The organism is Mycoavidus sp. SF9855 (assembly GCF_024582735.1).
Taxonomy (GTDB): Bacteria; Pseudomonadota; Gammaproteobacteria; order Burkholderiales; family Burkholderiaceae; genus Mycoavidus.
This window is the reverse complement of the sequence record NZ_CP102085.1, coordinates 270924-289795: the sequence shown is the minus strand read 5'-3', so window position 1 is coordinate 289795 and position 18872 is coordinate 270924. Positions and strand designations below refer to the sequence as shown.

30 protein-coding genes and 1 pseudogene are annotated in these 18872 nt (G+C 47.4%); all 31 read right to left on the bottom strand.

All coding sequences use genetic code 11. The annotated features are described in order from the left end of the window. Positions 1–58: 58 nt before the first annotated feature. The gene (locus tag NQD60_RS01255) at positions 59–1474 is read right to left on the bottom strand and encodes an ATP-binding protein (RefSeq protein WP_257100736.1); all 1416 of its coding nucleotides are present in this window, start codon (positions 1472–1474) and stop codon (positions 59–61) included. Positions 1475–1851: 377 nt separating this feature from the next. Then, positions 1852–1941 (bottom strand): annotated as a pseudogene (locus tag NQD60_RS09145) (maturase); the annotation flags it as partial. A gap of 1000 nt (positions 1942–2941) precedes the next feature. Beyond that, positions 2942–4627, bottom strand: coding sequence for a protein-disulfide reductase DsbD (gene dsbD, locus NQD60_RS01250; RefSeq protein ID WP_257100735.1), 1686 nt, complete (start codon positions 4625–4627; stop codon positions 2942–2944). A 101-nt stretch (positions 4628–4728) separates the two neighbouring features. Beyond that, positions 4729–5133 (bottom strand): 50S ribosomal protein L17, encoded by a 405-nt coding sequence (rplQ, locus tag NQD60_RS01245; protein ID WP_257100734.1) that lies wholly within the window; start codon positions 5131–5133, stop codon positions 4729–4731. Between the two features lie 150 nt (positions 5134–5283). Then, positions 5284–6261, bottom strand: coding sequence for a DNA-directed RNA polymerase subunit alpha (rpoA, locus tag NQD60_RS01240; protein ID WP_223693341.1), 978 nt, complete (start codon positions 6259–6261; stop codon positions 5284–5286). Between the two features lie 112 nt (positions 6262–6373). Further along, positions 6374–7003, bottom strand: a complete 630-nt coding sequence (gene rpsD / locus NQD60_RS01235) for a 30S ribosomal protein S4 (protein ID WP_257100733.1) — start codon at positions 7001–7003, stop codon at positions 6374–6376. 99 nt (positions 7004–7102) lie between these two features. Further along, entirely contained in the window at positions 7103–7507 is a 405-nt protein-coding gene (gene rpsK, locus NQD60_RS01230; RefSeq protein WP_223693336.1) for a 30S ribosomal protein S11, read from the bottom strand. Between the two features lie 34 nt (positions 7508–7541). Continuing rightward, positions 7542–7907 carry a 30S ribosomal protein S13 gene (rpsM, locus tag NQD60_RS01225; RefSeq protein WP_223693334.1) on the bottom strand — a complete coding sequence of 122 codons (366 nt, stop codon included), beginning with the start codon at positions 7905–7907 and terminating at the stop codon, positions 7542–7544. Between the two features lie 13 nt (positions 7908–7920). Then, positions 7921–8037, bottom strand: a complete 117-nt coding sequence (gene rpmJ / locus NQD60_RS01220) for a 50S ribosomal protein L36 (RefSeq protein ID WP_223693332.1) — start codon at positions 8035–8037, stop codon at positions 7921–7923. A gap of 15 nt (positions 8038–8052) precedes the next feature. Next, complete coding sequence (gene infA / locus NQD60_RS01215) at positions 8053–8271, bottom strand: translation initiation factor IF-1 (protein ID WP_026922050.1); 219 nt, start codon at positions 8269–8271, stop codon at positions 8053–8055. 38 nt (positions 8272–8309) lie between these two features. Continuing rightward, positions 8310–9650, bottom strand: a complete 1341-nt coding sequence (secY, locus tag NQD60_RS01210) for a preprotein translocase subunit SecY (RefSeq protein ID WP_257100732.1) — start codon at positions 9648–9650, stop codon at positions 8310–8312. Between the two features lie 51 nt (positions 9651–9701). Continuing rightward, entirely contained in the window at positions 9702–10133 is a 432-nt protein-coding gene (gene rplO / locus NQD60_RS01205; RefSeq protein ID WP_223693327.1) for a 50S ribosomal protein L15, read from the bottom strand. Positions 10134–10154: 21 nt separating this feature from the next. After that, positions 10155–10337: a 50S ribosomal protein L30 gene (gene rpmD, locus NQD60_RS01200; protein ID WP_223693325.1), complete on the bottom strand. Its 183-nt coding sequence runs from the start codon at positions 10335–10337 to the stop codon at positions 10155–10157. A gap of 24 nt (positions 10338–10361) precedes the next feature. Next, positions 10362–10880, bottom strand: a complete 519-nt coding sequence (gene rpsE / locus NQD60_RS01195) for a 30S ribosomal protein S5 (protein WP_223693323.1) — start codon at positions 10878–10880, stop codon at positions 10362–10364. A 14-nt stretch (positions 10881–10894) separates the two neighbouring features. Beyond that, complete coding sequence (gene rplR, locus NQD60_RS01190) at positions 10895–11260, bottom strand: 50S ribosomal protein L18 (RefSeq protein ID WP_257100731.1); 366 nt, start codon at positions 11258–11260, stop codon at positions 10895–10897. 11 nt (positions 11261–11271) lie between these two features. Beyond that, complete coding sequence (rplF, locus tag NQD60_RS01185; protein ID WP_257100730.1) at positions 11272–11805, bottom strand: 50S ribosomal protein L6; 534 nt, start codon at positions 11803–11805, stop codon at positions 11272–11274. A gap of 31 nt (positions 11806–11836) precedes the next feature. After that, positions 11837–12232: a 30S ribosomal protein S8 gene (gene rpsH, locus NQD60_RS01180; RefSeq protein WP_257100729.1), complete on the bottom strand. Its 396-nt coding sequence runs from the start codon at positions 12230–12232 to the stop codon at positions 11837–11839. Between the two features lie 13 nt (positions 12233–12245). Further along, complete coding sequence (gene rpsN / locus NQD60_RS01175; protein ID WP_257100728.1) at positions 12246–12551, bottom strand: 30S ribosomal protein S14; 306 nt, start codon at positions 12549–12551, stop codon at positions 12246–12248. Positions 12552–12558: 7 nt separating this feature from the next. Continuing rightward, entirely contained in the window at positions 12559–13098 is a 540-nt protein-coding gene (gene rplE, locus NQD60_RS01170) for a 50S ribosomal protein L5 (protein ID WP_223693310.1), read from the bottom strand. A 16-nt stretch (positions 13099–13114) separates the two neighbouring features. Then, positions 13115–13423 carry a 50S ribosomal protein L24 gene (gene rplX / locus NQD60_RS01165; protein ID WP_257100727.1) on the bottom strand — a complete coding sequence of 103 codons (309 nt, stop codon included), beginning with the start codon at positions 13421–13423 and terminating at the stop codon, positions 13115–13117. A gap of 14 nt (positions 13424–13437) precedes the next feature. Beyond that, positions 13438–13803, bottom strand: coding sequence for a 50S ribosomal protein L14 (gene rplN, locus NQD60_RS01160; RefSeq protein WP_223693306.1), 366 nt, complete (start codon positions 13801–13803; stop codon positions 13438–13440). Between the two features lie 203 nt (positions 13804–14006). Continuing rightward, on the bottom strand, positions 14007–14276 hold the full coding sequence (gene rpsQ, locus NQD60_RS01155) for a 30S ribosomal protein S17 (protein WP_223693304.1): 270 nt from the start codon (positions 14274–14276) through the stop codon (positions 14007–14009). Then, positions 14273–14467 carry a 50S ribosomal protein L29 gene (rpmC, locus tag NQD60_RS01150; protein WP_223693301.1) on the bottom strand — a complete coding sequence of 65 codons (195 nt, stop codon included), beginning with the start codon at positions 14465–14467 and terminating at the stop codon, positions 14273–14275. The genes rpsQ and rpmC overlap by 4 nt, the downstream gene beginning before the upstream one ends. A gap of 11 nt (positions 14468–14478) precedes the next feature. Continuing rightward, a complete protein-coding gene (gene rplP / locus NQD60_RS01145) occupies positions 14479–14895 on the bottom strand; it encodes a 50S ribosomal protein L16 (protein ID WP_223693299.1) in 417 nt (138 codons plus the stop codon). A gap of 2 nt (positions 14896–14897) precedes the next feature. Further along, on the bottom strand, positions 14898–15698 hold the full coding sequence (gene rpsC, locus NQD60_RS01140) for a 30S ribosomal protein S3 (protein WP_257100726.1): 801 nt from the start codon (positions 15696–15698) through the stop codon (positions 14898–14900). A gap of 13 nt (positions 15699–15711) precedes the next feature. Continuing rightward, positions 15712–16044: a 50S ribosomal protein L22 gene (gene rplV, locus NQD60_RS01135; protein ID WP_223693295.1), complete on the bottom strand. Its 333-nt coding sequence runs from the start codon at positions 16042–16044 to the stop codon at positions 15712–15714. An 11-nt stretch (positions 16045–16055) separates the two neighbouring features. After that, the gene (gene rpsS / locus NQD60_RS01130; RefSeq protein ID WP_223693292.1) at positions 16056–16331 is read right to left on the bottom strand and encodes a 30S ribosomal protein S19; all 276 of its coding nucleotides are present in this window, start codon (positions 16329–16331) and stop codon (positions 16056–16058) included. A gap of 14 nt (positions 16332–16345) precedes the next feature. Beyond that, positions 16346–17173: a 50S ribosomal protein L2 gene (gene rplB / locus NQD60_RS01125; protein ID WP_257100725.1), complete on the bottom strand. Its 828-nt coding sequence runs from the start codon at positions 17171–17173 to the stop codon at positions 16346–16348. A 2-nt stretch (positions 17174–17175) separates the two neighbouring features. Next, positions 17176–17490: a 50S ribosomal protein L23 gene (gene rplW / locus NQD60_RS01120; protein WP_223693288.1), complete on the bottom strand. Its 315-nt coding sequence runs from the start codon at positions 17488–17490 to the stop codon at positions 17176–17178. Further along, positions 17487–18107: a 50S ribosomal protein L4 gene (rplD, locus tag NQD60_RS01115; RefSeq protein ID WP_223693286.1), complete on the bottom strand. Its 621-nt coding sequence runs from the start codon at positions 18105–18107 to the stop codon at positions 17487–17489. Before rplD ends, rplW begins: the two co-directional genes overlap by 4 nt. Beyond that, the gene (rplC, locus tag NQD60_RS01110) at positions 18107–18766 is read right to left on the bottom strand and encodes a 50S ribosomal protein L3 (protein WP_223693284.1); all 660 of its coding nucleotides are present in this window, start codon (positions 18764–18766) and stop codon (positions 18107–18109) included. Before rplC ends, rplD begins: the two co-directional genes overlap by 1 nt. Positions 18767–18872: the final 106 nt, after the last annotated feature.

Genomic DNA, 18872 nt, shown 5'->3' with positions numbered 1-18872 from the left:
CCCATCAAGTTTAGGTTAAATCATTTCACACAATTTCACTGTATTTCACGCAATTTCACTATATTTCACGCAATGCTTTGACTACATGCCAGACGAGGGAGCGGCTATCACCTTCGCGTTTAATGAACCCTGCTTCTTCTAATTTCGCCAAATCAATTTGTACCATTCTCCTGCTAGGTGCATTCGCTAATTTTTCTACCACTTGAGCGCTATTGAGCGGTAATGCTTCTAACACTTTTAATATCTCCTGTTGACGTGGAGTCGGCGTAGGAAGCTCAATAGATGGGCTTATATGAATAGGATTTTTAAACGTCAAAATAACCGTAAAGCTACCTGTTGATTCTACAAATCTAGGTGACGGATTGCCTGCTGCTTTACAAAAATCTATCATTTCCTGCGTGCCACGCCCCCAACGCTCAATCATCCTACATATATAGAGGACATTCGCAATAATAGGATTGCGCGGATGGGAAGTGTGTTGCTGGGTTAACTCAGCAAGTGCGATATCGGCTGGAAGGCGTCCTGAGCTCGATATTTCTATTCGATCATCATAAGCAGCTAAGCTGATAGCACCGCCAGGAGAACTGTAATCTCGATGGCATAGCGCGTTAACCAACGCTTCTCGCAATACCTGATAAGGAATAGCGGATGTGTCTATTCTAAAGGGACTGTGTTCTTCTACCTTACCTGCTACTGGCAGATGATTGCGTAGAAAAATAATCGCGTGTTCATAAAGGTCGAATATATTCCCGCGTATGGCTTTGTTATCAATGAATTCTTTTTTATGGATTCCTTTAAAGCGCGCTAATCTCAGTTCAGATTGAATAAATTGCTTACGCTCATTTTTACAAAATAAAATGACTGCAGCATTCGTTAGTGAATCATGTGCAATTAAATTTAGTTTCTCTAATATTTCTTGAATACTAGCACGCGCTGCGATATGCCCCAAACGCTGTTCGCTAACGGCGATACTGACCGTACTCAGGATGCGCTCCTCATCTAAATCTGCAATAGTGCAATCATTATTTGTTAATTTTTCCCAAGTGAGCACTGTGGATTTTCTGTTGTATAGCAGTTGTTCATATCTTTCTCTTGGCATGCGAATTGTGGTGGACTGATTACGCAAAAAAGGACGACTATCGTAAAAATAGGGAGCATTTGCTCCAGACGTTGCAACAAGCACAATAAGTTGGATTTCTTGGTCCTTTTTTAGCGGGACATAGTAGGTCTTGATCTCAGCATACGGCTCTATTTTGTTAATTTCGCGTGCGATGTCTTGGTGCGTTTGATCGGTGACGTTCTGTCCTATTATTTCGCCGTTATCTTTAACTCCAATTAAAACCGTTCCCCCTTGAGTATTTAAGAAGCCACACAGTGTTTCAAAAGCGGCTTTTAATTGGGCTGTTGAAGTTTTAAATTCAACCGTTTCAGATTCTCCCCGCGTGATCAAGGATCTAAGTTGATCAATGTCCATTAATACAGCCTTTATTCGTCATGATATCCAGCGCAAACTATTGCATATCCAAGCTTTCTTTGCATGCATTTAGTCAATTGACTGGGGCAATCGCATAGCAAAAAATAAACTATACAAGCAAAAAATAGCTTTTATATTTCATTTGTGAGGTGCTGTCAAATTTTTATTCCACAGTACCCGCTCACTAAAAGCCGTCGTTTTTTCTAGCCTACAGCCACTCTCGCACATTCCTCTGCCCATAAAATTACCTGGCTTTCCAAAAAAGGGAAAACAGCCCCACTTAAAAAGGTACTGCCTTGCCTAACAATATCGCCATTACAAAAAAAGAAAGGCGATGAAACCTCTCAAAATCCCGCGCCGTATTGATGACCCTCCACATCTTCTACTGTGGAAATTCCCAACTTTCTCGTACCGCCCTTGGCCTTCGGAATTTCCACCTGCTTCACTGGTGGCGGGAAGTACGACCCCGGTTTTGACAGTTCTTTAGAGCTAACGATGCGTCATCGGACGGTCTGCTTGCGCTCATCTTCTCAACACATACCTGACATCTTCATGATGCCTTTTCCACAATCGCTCACGACCACGTCTTTTGAACGCAGCCGCACCGGGCGGTTGTCGAGTCACCCAAGGGAGCCTCCCCCTTAGGTGCTCACAGATCCGTACGTGAGACTCTCGCCTCATACGGCTCCTGTCATCCAATCCTACCTCACCCGCAACTCCACGGTTGGCCTTCACCAGTTGATAGGCTTCCCACACCACACGCTTCGCAATGCAATAGGATTTTGTTGATGTCATGTCATTCATCCCCGCAGAGCAGGTTGATGACATTCGTCAACCGGATAACGCCGCCCCTTCGCTCCACCTTCGTTACAAAGGCTTCGTCACTACTACGAGCGGCTCCGCCCCTCGTTCTGGCATCGGTATTCATCCTTATGGTTTCTGCCATTTGTCTTTTCCCTTCACATCCAGAACAAGGTTCTCACGTTCCATACCAGAGCCTGTGTTGAGCTCATGCCGCCTATACACCGACTGCCATCGGGTCCGTAAACAGGTGTCGTTCCGACTGATCCCGAAGTTATATCACGACCCCGGTTTTGACAGTTCTTTAGAGCTAACGATGCGTCATCGGACGGTTTGCTTACGCTCATCTTCTCAACACGTACCTGACATCTTCATGATGCCTTTTCCACAGTCGCTCACGACCACATCTTTTGAACGCGGCCGCACCGGGCGGTTTGATTTCTGCTCCTGAAAGCCGACTTCGGAGGGCCTGCCTCCATCTTTTATGCAGCTTAGCCACAGAGCAGTAGTTCTAACATGCGAGCTTCTGCTCTGTGTGCCTACGGCACACTTGCTTTGCCTTTTTAGCAGGTAAAACTACAATGTTTATACAGGCTGCAATTATTTACAACTTCTCTGGCGATTCTTCCGACAAATTTGTGGGTAATCCTGCGCTTATAACCAACCTTATGGAGCCCGGTAAATAGGCTCGAGCTTTTTTAAAAAAGTGCTCGGTGATTGATATCCTACCATCCGTAATGCCTGGATTTCATCACCATTTGCATCGAAAAAAATTATTGCAGGGGGTCCATATAAACCGAATTGCTTAAGCAATGCACGGTCGTTTAAATTATTGTTTGTCACATCGGCACGCAACAGATTAAATTGCCGTAGTTGTGTTTGGACCCGGCTATCTGTGAAGGTGATTTTTTCCATTTCTCGGCAATTGGCGCACCAGTCTGCATAAAATTCGAGCAAGCTTGGCCGCCCACTGGTTTTAATTCTATGCTGGAGCTCGTTATTTGATTGAATACGGGTAAATTCTATCTGCGCCGGCAGTGGCTGTAGCGGCTTAAGCAGGGGCCAGACCAACCAGAGCGCAACGGCGGTCAATAATAATGCGAAGGTACGCTTAATCGCGCTCATCCAAGCACCCGCACGAGGCAATAGATGACCCGCGCCAATCCCCACCAGCAACAAGGGTACGCCCATCCCTAACGCCATTGAAAAAAGGGCACCACCGCCGATTACCAGATTACCCGTATGCGCAATAAAAGTCAGCACACCAAATAGCGGCGCCGTCATACACGCGCCAACAATCAGTGCTGATAATGCACCCATGGTAAATACAGCAAGCCATTTGCCACCTCTTAGTTTATGTTGCAACAGCACAGTATTAATACGATTTTGCCAAGATTGAGGCAACTGCAATTCGTAACAACCCCATAGCGAAAGTGCAAACACAAACAATAACAGCGCAACAGCACCACGCACCCATGGGCTTTGTAAATCTGGGCCAAGACTATAACCAGCAGAAGCGGCTGCCATGCCGAAGATCGTATAGACTACCGCCATCCCCAGCACATAAGCCGCGGACAACATAAAGCTGCGCCAACGCGAGAGCTGTATTCCCTCACCCACAATCAGCGCCGATAGAATGGGGATCATCGGTAATGAGCACGGAAATAAGCTGAGTGCCACACCCAGGATGAAAAAAATAATCAGCATGGTGAATAAATCATGCCCTGCCAGCACCGCTTCTGCATACTGAGGGCTGTACAGGCGAGTGATATAGCCCGTCATACGGTAGCCACTCTCGGTTATGCCTAAACCATCGCCTAGCATACGCGGAGCTTGATCTAAGATTGCCGGCCGAGCTGCGGCTATTGCCGACGGAGTTGCGGCAATTAACGGTGACTGTAACGCAATGCCTTTGATTGATGTCAAATGCGTTATCGGGGAATAACAGAGCCCCTGATCAGCGCAGCCCTGTGCATGCACAGCAAGCTCGAAAGATCCCACGGCACGCGTAACAGGGAGATGAATAATGATATCGTGCCGGTAGGTTTCAATCTTTTTTTGAAGGGTCGCATCGAATTTAATCTGGCCCTGCGGCAGCATCGGCTCACCTAGGGTTGCCTCCCCTCGCTTGACGCTAAACCCAAAACGTTCACGATACATGTAATACCCATTAGCAATCGAGACATGCACGTCGATTCCAGCTGGCCGTTCTATCGTATTTATTTTAAAAGCTGTTTCGGCATCGAGAAGAGGCTCATTGGCCCATGTCTGTGCCATGTAAAACAGCGCACTCACCAGAAAAATAATCGTCCCAATCAATGGCGAGCGCGGGTTAGAGTCATTGAACGTCATGGTTTTTTTATGCTTTGGCTACACCATAAATAGAAAACCAGGCACTTGGCCTGGTTTTCTATTTTATGTATTACGCTTTTAAGCGCGTTTGTTTACGTATTTTATTCTTGTTCTACAACCATGTTGGTCGCCTCGGCGTCATCATTGACAGGACGGTCAACCAATTCAATCAATGCCATAGGAGCATTATCACCATTACGGAAACCGCATTTTAGAATGCGCAAATAACCACCTGGTCGATTAGCATAACGGGGACCCAACACCTCAAATAGTTTGAGCACCGCAGTGCGATCGCGTAAACGACTAAATGCCAAACGATGGTTGGCAAGAGTTGGCGTTTTACCCATTGTGATCAATGGTTCGAACACTTTACGCAAGGCTTTCGCTTTAGGTAAGGTGGTTTTAATCAGTTCATGTTCGATCAACGAGACAGACATATTTTTCAGCATAGCCAAGCGATGGCTGCTGGTGCGGTTCAGTTTGCGCAAACCGTGACGATGACGCATATTTACATCCTTACATTAAAAGTTTTGTTCCAGCTCTTTTTGCTATCCAAGGATAACGGGCCGGTAATTAATAAAAGCTTCAACTCGACAGATAACGCTCACTCAAAACACGCCGCAAATAGCCGAGCTATCTACGGGCGTGAGAGCCGTTTATCGATCAAGATTCGTAGGCGGCCAATTTTCAAGTTTCATACCCAGCATAAGACCACGCGACGAGAGTACTTCTTTAATCTCATTAAGTGATTTTCTGCCGAGATTTGGCGTTTTCAGCAACTCGTTTTCAGTACGTTGAATCAAATCACCGATGTAATAGATATTTTCGGCCTTCAAACAATTCAGGGAACGCACCGTCAACTCTAGGTCTTCTACAGAGCGCAACAGAATCGGGTCAACCTGCGGTGCACGCGAAGGAGTTTCTGTGCTCACTTCAGAGCCTTCTAATGCAGCAAACACTGATAATTGATCAACCAAAATGCTGGCCGCTTGACGAATTGCCTCTTCTGGTGAAAGTGCACCATTCGTCTCAATATTCATCACTAGCTTGTCGAGATCGGTGCGTTGCTCGACCCGTGCGCTCTCTACCGTATAGCTCACACGCCTGACCGGAGAGAATGAAGCATCAAGCACAATTCGACCGATGGATCGAGTGGCTTCTTCACCATAATGACGAACGTTCCCAGGTACATATCCGCGACCTTTCTCAACCTTAATTTGTAGGTCAAGCTTACCGCCTTTGGAGAGGTGCGCGATCACATATTCCGGGTTAATCACTTCACAATCATGCGGTAATTCAATATCCCCGGCCGTCACCGCGCCTTCGCCTTCTTTGCGCAATGACACAGTCACTTCATCACGGTTATGCAATAGAAAGACAATGCCTTTTAAATTCAGCAACAGGTTGATCACGTCTTCTTGCACGCCATCAATCGTAGAGTATTCGTGTACCACGCCACCGATGGTGACTTCAGTCGGCGCATGGCCAGTCATTGAAGACAGCAACACGCGTCGCAGCGCATTCCCTAAAGTGTGGCCATAGCCACGCTCAAATGGTTCCATGACCACTTTTGCATGGTTGCCGCCCATCAACTCAACCGCAATCATTCTGGGCTTCAACAGATTGTTCTGCATAGGTTTTCCTTTTAATGCCCGCAGCTCGTTACGTCTGTAGGGCTGACAGGTGATAACCTGAAAAAACACGGCCGAAGCGCTCCCTCATAGGAGCGCGTCAACCTTGATTCAATTACCGTGAATACAATTCAACAATCAAGCTTTCATTAATATCGCCGGCAATTTCATTGCGTTCCGGCGCTTGCTTGAAGGTCCCTTCTAATTTCTTCTCATCGACTGTAACCCAGGCTGGAAAGCCAATCTGACTCGCCAGTCCGACAGCTTCTTGAATGCGAGTTTGCTGCTTAGCTTTTTCGCGAACGGCAATGAGATCGCCAGCCTTGACTTGCAAAGATGGAATATTAGCGACGTGACCATTAATCACGATCGAGCAATGGCTAACCAGTTGCCGTGCCTCAGCACGGGTTGAGCCAAAGCCCATCCGGTACACCACATTGTCAAGCCTGGATTCAAGCAATTGCAAAAGCATTTCGCCGGTATTGCCTTTGCGGCGGCCAGCCTCAGCAAAATAGCGACGGAATTGGCGTTCAAGCACCCCGTAAACACGTTTCACCTTTTGCTTTTCACGCAATTGGTTACCGTAATCGGAAGTACGATTATTGTTACCAGAAGGACGGCCATGTTGGCCGGGCTTGGTATCGAGCTTACATTTATCTGCCAGCGAACGGCGTGTGCTTTTCAGGAAAAGATCCGTTCCTTCCCGGCGAGATAATTTAGCTTTAGGGCCTATATAGCGTGCCACTTTTCATTCCTTTTCAAATAAGTCACGCGAACCGGAGTCCGCGTTAGTCCTGCTTAATAGCTAGACGGTGGGCTTATGGCGATTAATACAATTTTTACTTTAAATACGACGGCGTTTTGGCGGGCGGCAACCATTATGGGGAATCGGTGTCACATCAGAAATTTCTGTGACTTTGATGCCCAGGCCATGTAGCGCGCGCACTGCGGATTCACGGCCTGGACCGGGACCCTTAATTCTAACTTCAACCGTTTTCAAGCCATACTCAAGCGCTGTCCGACCCGCGGATTCAGCCGCAATTTGAGCAGCATATGGGGTCGATTTACGCGATCCTTTAAAACCCTGACCGCCTGCTGTCGCCCATACAAAAGCATTACCTTGGCGATCGGTGAAGACAATAATCGTGTTATTAAATGATGCATGAACATGCACCACGCCTTCCGCGATATTTCTTTTGACTTTTTTGCGAGCACGTTGTGTCGCAGAATTATTTGAAGCCTTAGCCATACATTTTCCTGTGCTGTACTTAACGATCTAATGCTTACTTCTTGAGGGAAGCAGCAGCACGCCGTGGACCTTTACGAGTACGCGCATTGGTGCGAGTACGCTGGCCTCTAACTGGCAAGCCTTTGCGATGCCGCATGCCACGATAGCAGCCAAGATCCATCAGACGCTTGATGCTCATCGAAACTTCACGGCGCAAATCGCCTTCAACGGCATACTTGCCCACCTGCTCACGCAGTTTTTCAAGATCTTTATCATCAAGATCTTTAACTTTTTTCGAAAGGGACACGCCAGACTGCTCACAAATCGTGAGCGCACGCGTACGGCCAATGCCGTAGATAGCTGTCAGTCCAATTACGATGTGCTTATGATTCGGGATATTTACCCCAGCGATACGAGCCATTGCTATTCCTCAATCAACCTTGACGTTGCTTGTGACGCTGATCAGAACTACAAATCACACGCACAACGCCTTTGCGTCTGATAACTTTACAATTACGACAAATACACTTAACTGATGCCATGACTTTCATATAATACCTTGTTAATCATTTTGCTCGAAATATAATCCGTGCACGAGACAGATCATAAGGGGTTAATTCCACCGTCACCTTGTCACCTGGCAAAATCCGAATGTAATGCATCCGCATTTTGCCAGAAATATGCCCTAATACAATATGACCATTTTCCAACTTAACTCGAAAAGTGGCATTTGGAAGGTTTTCAAGCACTTCCCCTTGCATTTGAATTACATCATCTTTGGCCATAAGCCCCTAAACCCAAAAACTCTTATTAGATCCTTATCTTAACGGATCGGGAGATTGCCGCCCTTAAAATTGGCCTTACGGAGCAAGGATTCATATTGTTGCGACATCAAATATGATCGCACTTGCTCCATAAAATCCATCGTTACCACAACAATAATCAGTAATGATGTCCCACCAAAATAAAACGGTACATTCCAGCGCAATACTAAAAATTCAGGCAATAAGCACACGAATACAATGTAAACAGCACCCGCCAGTGTAAGACGCGTCAGAATTTTATCGATATAGCGCGCAGTTTGATCTCCTGGCCGAATACCGGGTACAAAAGCACCACTTTTCTTTAGGTTATCCGCTGTTTCTTTGCTGTTAAATACCAATGCGGTATAAAAGAAACAAAAGAACACGATCGCCAAGGCATACAACATCACGTAAACTGGCTGCCCGGGGGCTAACATCGCCGCCACATCATGCAACCAGCGCAATCCAGAGTCAGCGCCAGAACTAAACCAACTTGCGATGGTCGCTGGAAATAAAATAATCGACGAGGCAAAAATCGGCGGAATAACACCTGCCATATTCAGCTTTAGAGGCAAATGCGAGGCTTGTCCACCATACAGCTTGTTACCAACCTGACGTTTGGCGTAATTCACCAAAATTTTGCGCTGACCACGTTCAACAAATACAACAAAATAGGTGACTGCAACAATCAGCACAATCACAATCAAGGCGGAAATAATGTTCATCGAATTAGTCCGGACCAATTCAAACAGTCCGCCGATGGCATTGGGTAGACCCGCAGCAATCCCGCCGAAGATTATAATTGAAATACCATTACCCAAACCACGTTCAGTAATTTGCTCGCCTAACCACATCAAAAACATCGTACCCGTCAGCAAAGTCACGACGGTCGTCAAGCGAAACATAAAGCTTGGGTCAAGCACGAGACCTACCTGGCTTTCCAGCGCAAGCGCTATACTAAATGCCTGAAAAGTAGCGAGCACCACAGTAAAATACCGCGTGTACTGCGTCATTTTACGCTGGCCTGCTTGCCCTTCTTTCTTAAGCGCTTCTAGTTGCGGCGAGATAATCGCCATCAACTGCATAATAATCGAAGCCGAAATGTACGGCATGATCCCTAGCGCAAACACTGAAAAACGCGACAGTGCTCCACCCGAGAACATATTGAACATTCCCAGAATCCCGCCTTGCTGGCTCTGAAAAAGCTTAGCCAACTGATCAGGATCAATGCCTGGCACAGGAATATGCGCACCAATCCGGTAAACAACAAGCGCTAGCAATAAAAATATGGCGCGCTTAAATAGATCGCCATATTTTGCTACTGGTTTACCGTTTTTCGCAAGATTCGGGCTCTTAGCCAAAAATCCTCTCCAATGCCAATGCTACTAATTGATTCATTAATGGGCGCTTATTTAGACCAGCGAACCATTCGCGGCTTCTATTGCACGACGCGCACCCGCTGTTGCGGTCAGGCCTTTTAACGTAATTTTACGTGTCAATTCACCTGTAGCAATAACTTTGACATTACGCACCATCTCACCGACCAAGCCAGCCTGCTTCAAGACCAATAAGTCGATCTCATCGACTGGCAATTTTTGCAAGTCAGAAAGTAGAATTTGACTGTTAAATTCTTTTGTCAGCGATTTGAAGCCACGTTTTGGTAAACGCCGCTGCAATGGCATTTGCCCGCCTTCAAAGCCAACTTTATGGAAACCGCCAGATCGCGATTTTTGTCCTTTGTGACCTCGGCCGGCAGTTTTACCCATGCCAGAGCCCATGCCGCGACCTACACGCCGCTTCGCATGTTTGGCGCCAGCGGCAGGTTTAAGTTGATTCAATTCCATTAAAACTCCTTGGGCCTTCGCTTAGCTAACGACTTTAACAAGGTAAGATACCTTGTTAATCATGCCGCGTACCGCGGGGGTATCTTGCAACTCACTGACTGAGTTGATACGACGCAGACCTAGCCCCCGTATCGTCGCACGATGCGATTCACGAGTACCGATCACGCTCTTAACGAGCTGAATTTTGACAGTTTGATTTGACATTTTGCTACGGTCTCTGCAGGTCTCTTAATTCAAAATCTGTTCAATTGTCTTGCCACGCTTGGCCGCGATATTCGCTGGGGTAGACTGCTTACGCAAACCATCAAGCGCTGCTCGCACGACATTGTACGAATTGGTAGAGCCGTAAATTTTAGCCATCACATTACGTACACCCACCACATGAAATACAGCACGCATTGGGCCACCGCTTTTAATCCCCGTACCTTCTTTGGCAGGAGCCATCAAAACGGTAGTGGCACCATGTTTACCCGGCACCTCATGCTGCAAAGTACCATTATGCAACTGGACTTTAAACATATTGCGACGGGCCTGTTCCATGGCTTTTTGGACAGCAACAGGCACTTCTTTTGCCTTGCCTTTGCCCATACCAATGCGCCCATCGCCATCGCCAACCACGGTTAGAACAGCAAAGCCTAAAATACGACCGCCTTTAACGACTTTAGTGACGCGTTTGACGGAGACCATCTTTTCGCGAAGGCCATCGTCGCGTTCTTCAAGCTGAGCTTTCGCTTGCATTTTTGCCATGACGAATCTTTTCCTTAAAACTTGAGGCCAGCTTCACGCGCAGCTTCGGCGAGTGCTTTAACACGGCCGTGATAGCGAAAACCCGAACGATCAAAGGCAACGGTTTCAATACCAGCCACCTTAGCTTTTTGCGCAATCCGCTGACCAATGACTGTAGCCGCGGCGACATTAGCACCCTTACCACTTTGGTCTGCCAGCTGTTGACGCACTTCTGCTTCAACCGTTGACGCACTGGCTAGTATTTGGGTCCCGCATGGCGAGAATACTTGCGCATAAATGTGCGTATTGGTGCGATGAACCGCTAGCCGATGAACCTTTAACTCAGCAATTTTGCTTCGCGTCGGACGGGCACGGCGTATACGAGATTGTTTTTTATCCATAACGAGCAACCTTATTTTTTCTTGGTTTCTTTGAGGATCACAACCTCATCAGCATAACGCACACCTTTGCCTTTATATGGCTCAGGTGGACGATAAGCACGCACCTCTGCAGCAACCTGTCCGACTTTCTGTTTGTCGATCCCTTTAATCAGGATCTCAGTCTGAACTGGCGTTTCCACTTTAATGCCTTCTGGCATTTGGTGCACAACCGGATGCGAATAACCCACTGATAAATTCAATTTATCGCCTTGAGCTTGCGCACGATAACCAACGCCGACCAAATTGAGCTTACGCTCAAATCCCCGCGACACACCCAGTACCATATTGGCAACAAGCGCGCGCATCGTACCCGACATAGCATTCGCTTCGCTACTATCATTAGCTGGCTCGAATGTTATCTTGCCATTAGCCTGATGAATCTTAACTAACTGATTCTCAGCTAGCGACATTGAACCCAATGGCCCTTTGCTCGTGATCATGCCACTATCTAGTGACACATCTACGCCCGCTGGCAATTCAACGGGGCTCTTACCTACTCGAGACATCCTTGTTTCTCCTTAGCGGCGGCCTCAAAAATTATTCGACGTAACAAAGAATTTCGCCGCCGACTCCAGCCGCACGCGCTTTACGATCTGTCATCACACCTTGAGTGGTGGAGACAATCGCCACCCCAAGGCCATTCATGACTTGAGGAATAGCGTGGCGCCCTTTATACACAGGACAACCTGGACGTGAAACACGTTCTATACGTTCAATAACTGGGCGGCCTGCATAATACTTTAGCCCAACCTGCAGCTCTGCTTTACCACCCTCTGCTTTAACCGAAAAATCTTCGATATAGCCTTCGTCCCGCAATACTTGCGCAATCGCAACTTTAATTTTAGAAGACGGCATCGCAACAGATACTTTGTTGACCATCTGCGCATTGCGAACGCGAGTCAGCATATCGGCGATAGGATCACTCATGCTCATTTATATTACTCCCTCACCAGCTCGCTTTTGTCAGACCCGGAATTTCACCACGGAAGGCGATTTCACGGATCTTGCCACGGGCAAGACCAAATTTGCGAAAAGTGCCACGCGGACGACCAGTCAATGCGCAGCGATTACGCTTACGGGTTGGATTCGCATTACGCGGCAACTGCTGTAACTGCAAGCGTGCTGCATAACGATCTTCATCTGATTTTTTTGAATCATCGATGATCGCTTTAAGAGCAGTACGCTGAGCAGCGTATTTTTGCGCTAAATGCGCACGTTTTTTTTCACGTTCAATTAATGCTACTTTAGCCACGGCAACCTCAGTTCTTGAACGGAAACTTGAAGCAAGCAAGCAATGCCTTCGCTTCTTCGTCATTTTTCGCGGTGGTGTTAATACTGATATTTAACCCACGCAACGCATCAATTTTATCGTATTCAATTTCAGGAAAAATAATTTGCTCCTTGACCCCGAGGTTGTAATTGCCACGGCCGTCAAATGCACGGCCAGATACGCCGCGAAAATCTCGAACGCGTGGCAATGCTAAATTCACCAAACGATCTAAAAATTCAAACATCATACGGCCACGCAACGTAACCATCACACCTACTGGATAGCCTTCACGAATTTTGAAGCCCGCAATTGCTTTGCGTGCTACGGTGATCACTGGCTTTTGGCCGGCAATCTTCGTAAGGTCACCCACTGCGTGTTCAATCACTTTTTTATCAGCAACCGCTTCACCCACACCCATATTCAAGGTGATTTTGGTAAAACGGGGCACTTCCATAACAGATTTGTAACCGAACTTTTGCATCAGTTCGGGAACTGCTTTCTGTTTATAAAATTCTTGCAAACGAGCCATTTATTTAATCACTCCGTCAAGCGCTAAGTACTGCACCGGTCGTTTTTAGAAAGCGAACATTCTCACCATTCTCGACTTTGATACCCACACGCGATGGTTTACCGTTCGCGTCAACCAAAGCCACATTTGACCGATTGATCGGCATGACTTTGCTTTCCACGCCACCTGGCGTTCCTTTCATTGGGTTTGGTTTGACATGCTTCTTAACCAAATTCAAACCCTCAACCGTGATTCGATCGCCTGCAACTGCTAGCACAACGCCGCGTTTGCCTTTATCTTTACCGGTGATCGCAATCACTTCATCACCTTTACGAATTGTCTTCATTTTGATGCAATCCCTTACAGCACTTCTGGAGCAAGTGACACGATCTTCATGAAATGTTCGCGCAATTCACGCGTAACAGGCCCAAAAATACGAGTACCAATTGGCTCGAGTTTAGCATTGAGCAATACTATTGCATTGCCGTCAAACTTAATCAGCGAACCATCCGGGCGGCGCATACCTTTTCTAGTGCGTACCACCACGGCATTAAATATTTCACCTTTTTTCACGCGCCCACGCGGCATCGCTTCTTTGACTGTCACTTTAATGACGTCACCGATATTCGCGTAACGACGCTTTGAACCGCCCAACACTTTAATACACAACGCTTCACGTGCACCTGTGTTATCTGCGATTTGAAGCCGAGTTTCGTTCTGAATCATAATTTCTCTTTTCCAACTTAATCCGGCTGCGCCAATTATCAGCAAAAGCTCAACAGCGCTTTCCGGTCAGTTTTGGCCCCGCCGACCTTAGGCCGCTTGGGTTAGGAACAAGGACATAAATGTCCGTTAAAAGCAGAGCAGAGGATTATAGCAAATTATCCGAAAATTGCAATCTATTCGTTACAATTTTAACATCCACCCACTCAAACAACCCGCACAGCCTCCATTAGACGAGATACCGTCCAAGCCTTTGTCTTTGAAAGCGGCCGTGTTTCTTGAATTTCAACAAGATCACCTTCATTGTAAGTATTAACTTCATCATGCGCATGATATTTCTTTGAGCGCACAACATATTTACCATAAAGTGGATGCTTGACACGACGCTCGATAAGGACCGTCACGGTTTTATCCATTTTATTGCTGACAACTCTACCGATCAGCGTTCGCTTGAGCGAAGTTTTAACATCGTTCATTTTTGGCTTGCCTTTTCGGTCAATACAGTATGCACGCGCGCAATATCACGCCGTATTTTCTTTAATAGACTGTTGTTACTTAATTGCTGAGTTGCCAATTGCAAACGCACGCTAAAACATGCTTTAAGCAAATCAGACAACTCTTTATGCAATTCAGTCCGGTCTTTTACTCGGAATTCTGAGGCTTTCATTCATCTCTCCATCAAGCGCTAATCTGGCGCGCGACAAATGCTGTCTTCATTGGCAGTTTTGCCGCTGCCAGGCGAAATGCCGCCCGCGCCAACACTTCGTCTACACCATCCATTTCATACAACATCTTACCTGGCTGAATCTCGGCCACGTAATATTCCGGATTCCCTTTACCATTACCCATCCGGACTTCAGCCGGTTTTTGGGAAATCGGTTTATCCGGAAAAATACGAATCCAAATCCGGCCACCACGTTTAATATGACGAGTCATCGCACGACGCGCAGACTCAATTTGACGTGCTGTCAGGCGACCACGGCCAATTGCTTTTAAGCCAAATTCGCCAAATGATACGGCGTTGCCGCGAGTCGCCACACCGGTATTGCGACCTTTTTGCTCTTTACGGTATTTTCTGCGTTTTGGTTGCAACATCTTTATTCTCCAATCTTGGCATCGCCATCAGATTTGGCAGCTCCCGCACGACGCGAACCCGCCCAACGGCCCGGCTTATCGCCACCGTCACCACGACCGCGGCGTTCGCCCGGACGGGAATTACGGCGCCCCCGTTTTTCTTCAGGTGCTTCATCGACAACCGGCGCTTCGTTACGGCCTACTATATCGCCTTTATAAACCCAGACCTTAATGCCAATAATGCCATAAGTTGTCTGCGCTTCGGACGTTGCGTAATCGATATCAGCACGCAATGTATGTAATGGCACACGACCTTCACGATACCACTCCGTACGCGCAATTTCGATTCCATTTAACCGGCCGGAACTCATGATCTTGATGCCTTGAGCGCCAAGACGCATCGCATTTTGCATCGCACGCTTCATTGCACGGCGAAACATAATCCGGCGTTCAAGCTGTTGCGAGATCGAATCTGCAATTAATTGCGCATCGATTTCCGGCTTGCGAATTTCTTCGATATTGACATGCACCGGCACGCCCATGCGGCGTTGCAATTCAGCCTTCAGGAGCTCAATATCCTCGCCCTTTTTACCGATCACAATACCTGGACGCGAACTGTGAATGGTAATGCGCGCGTTTTTCGCAGGTCGCTCAATGATTACCTTGCCGACAGACGCATTCTTGAGTTTTTTCTTCAAATACTCTCGAACACTAATGTCTTCTTTCAACATATTTGCAAACTGAGTATTACTCGCGTACCAACGCGAAACCCAGTTGCGACGAACGGCCAGCCGAAAGCCGGTCGGATGTATTTTCTGTCCCATCGTGTGTGGCCCTTTAATTTCCAACCGTCACGGTGATGTGACAGGATTGCTTTTCGAGCGGATTACTACGCCCTTTGGCGCGCGCAATAATACGTTTTAACGAAGTCGCTTTATCGACATAAATGCTAGTCACCTTTAACTCGTCAATATCCACGCCCACATTATGCTCTGCGTTTGCGATTGCCGATTGGACGACTTTCTTAATAATGCCTGCAGGCTTTTGCTTTGGCGAAAAAGCCAATAAATCTAAGGCTTTACCAACTGCTAGGCCGCGAATCTGATCTGCGACTAAACGTGTTTTTTGCGCCGAAATCCGGGCGCCGCGGTGAATTGCTTTGGCTACCATCTTCTTGCCCCTTATCTCTTAGCCTTTTTATCGGCTGCATGACCTTTGAATGTGCGGGTCAAGGCAAATTCGCCGAGTTTATGGCCGACCATATTTTCCGAAATATAAACCGGAATATGTTGACGGCCATTATGCACCGCAATGGTCAAACTGATAAAATCCGGCAGAATTGTCGACCGGCGTGACCAAGTTTTGATTGGTTTGCGGTCGCGTGTAGCGATAGCCGCATCAACCTTTCGCCGCAAGTGGGCCTCACAATACGGGCCTTTTTTGATAGAACGTGCCATTTATCTACACTCTCTTAACGTTTATTGCGACGCTGCACGATCATATTGGTCGTGCGTTTATTGCGACGAGTCCGATAGCCCTTAGTTGGGACACCTGTTGGACTCACTGGATGACGACCAGCAGCAGTTTTGCCCTCACCCCCGCCATGCGGGTGATCTACCGGGTTCATTGCCACACCACGTACGGTCGGACGAATACCGCGCCAACGGGCAGCACCTGCTTTACCAATTTGACGCAGACCATGCTCTTCATTGCCCACTTCGCCGACAGTCGCACGGCATTCGATATGCACGCGGCGAATCTCGCCAGAGCGCAAACGAACTTGTGCGTAACTGCCTTCACGCGCCAATAGCATCGCTGAAGCACCCGCTGAACGAGCAATCTGCGCACCTTTGCCTGGCTGCATTTCGATACAATGAATCGTGGTCCCGACCGGAATATTGCGAATCGGCAACGTATTGCCCGCACGAATCGGCGCTTGCGCACCCGATAAGAGCTGATGGCCTACTGCCAGACCTTTCGGTGCAATAATGTAGCGCCGCTCACCATCGGCATAACACAACAAGGCAATGTTTGCACTACGATTTGGGTCATATTCCAATTGCTCAACTTTTGCTGGTATATCATCTTTGTTACGGCAAAAATCGACCATCCGATAGTGCTGCTTATGACCACCACCGCGATGACGCGTAGTGATATGACCGTTATGATTACGGCCCGCAGTATTGCTTTGTTTTTCTAAGAGTGGCGCATGAGGTTTGCCTTTATGCAAATCCTTATTCACCACCTTAATCATTCCCCGGCGACCGGGTGAAGTCGGTTTGACTTTAACGAGTGCCATGATTATCTGGCCTCCGCTTCAAAATTAATTTCATGTCCTGGCTTCAGACACACATAGGCTTTTTTCACAGTCTTACGGCGTCCGCTGATGCGGCCAGAACGCTTAACTTTACCTTTTTGATTCAAAATTTGCACGGAAGCCACTTCAACCTTAAACATCAATTCAACCGCGGCTTTAACTTCTTGCTTAGTCGAATCAGGCGTCACTACAAACACGTTCTGATTATTCTTGTCAGCAACTTGCGTCGCTTTCTCGGAAACCCGAGGTTCAATCAAGATTTTCAGTAAACGATGGTCATTTTTACGGGCGTCGATCATGACAACAACTCCTCAATCTGGGCGAGCCCGGCTTTGGTAACCAAGATGTTCTTGAAATGGATCAACGATAATGGATCGGCATAACGCGGCTCAACAATCGCCACATTAGGCAAGTTGCGCGACGCAAGATACAGATTTTCATCTACATTATCAGTAATCACTAACACTGATTCAAGGCCCATCGACTGAAATTTACGAGCAAGCAATTTTGTCTTTGGCGCTTCGAGCGTGATCTCCTCAACTAACGAGAGTCGACCCTCACGGACCAACTGCGAGAAGATTGAGCAAAGCCCAGCACGAAACATCTTTTTATTGACTTTATGCGTGAAGTTTTCTTCTGGCGAATTAGGGAAAATACGACCACCCCCACGCCACAGTGGACTCGAGGTCATCCCCGCGCGCGCCCGGCCTGTGCCTTTTTGACGCCACGGTTTTCTAGTCGAGTGCTTAACTTGCTCACGATCTTTTTGCGCCCGATTACCACTGCGCGCATTGGCTTGATACGCTACAACGACCTGATGAATCAAAGCCTCATTGTAGGCACGGCCAAATACTGAATCAGATGCATTGATGCCAACTGCGTCCTGACCGACTTCATTAAGGAGCTTAATTTCCATTATTTTGCTCCTTTTTGGGCAGGTGACTTAACCGCTGGCGTGATCGCCACGAAGCCTTCCTTTGCCCCCGGAATTGCGCCGTTTACAAACAATAATTGACGCTCTACATCAATCCGCACAATCTCTAGATTCTGCGTGGTAACCCTGCGGTCCCCCATATGTCCGGTCATACGCTTACCTGGAAAGACACGACCTGGATCTTGCGCCATCCCGATTGAGCCCGGCACGTTATGTGAGCGTGAATTACCATGGGATGCTCGACCCGAGCTAAAATTGTAGCGTTTGATCGTGCCCGCATAGCCCTTACCAATCGAGCGTCCGCATACATCGATTTTTTGTCCGACTTCAAATAACTCGGTACCGAGTACTTTGCCAATAGACAAAGCCGTGGCTTGAGTTTCATCAGTACGAAATTCTTGTAGGAACTGGCCAGCTTCGACACCTGCTTTAGCAAAGTGTCCTTGCAAAGGCTTAGTCACACGCGTAGCGCGGCGCTCGCCAAATGCGAGTTGCACGGCGGTATAACCGTCAGATGCAACGGTCTTGATCTGTGTCACGCGGTTGCTTGATACGTTTACCACTGTCACCGGAATTGAAACGCCTTCCGGTGTAAAGATACGCGTCATCGCAACCTTGCGACCCAAAAGTCCAAGGCTCATTATTTTCTCCATTCCCAGCTACGATTGGCCAGGATTAAATCGCTTGATAATTAAACCGATGCTCGCTGTGCTCAACTAATCACAACGAACTCAATAATTTACGCAA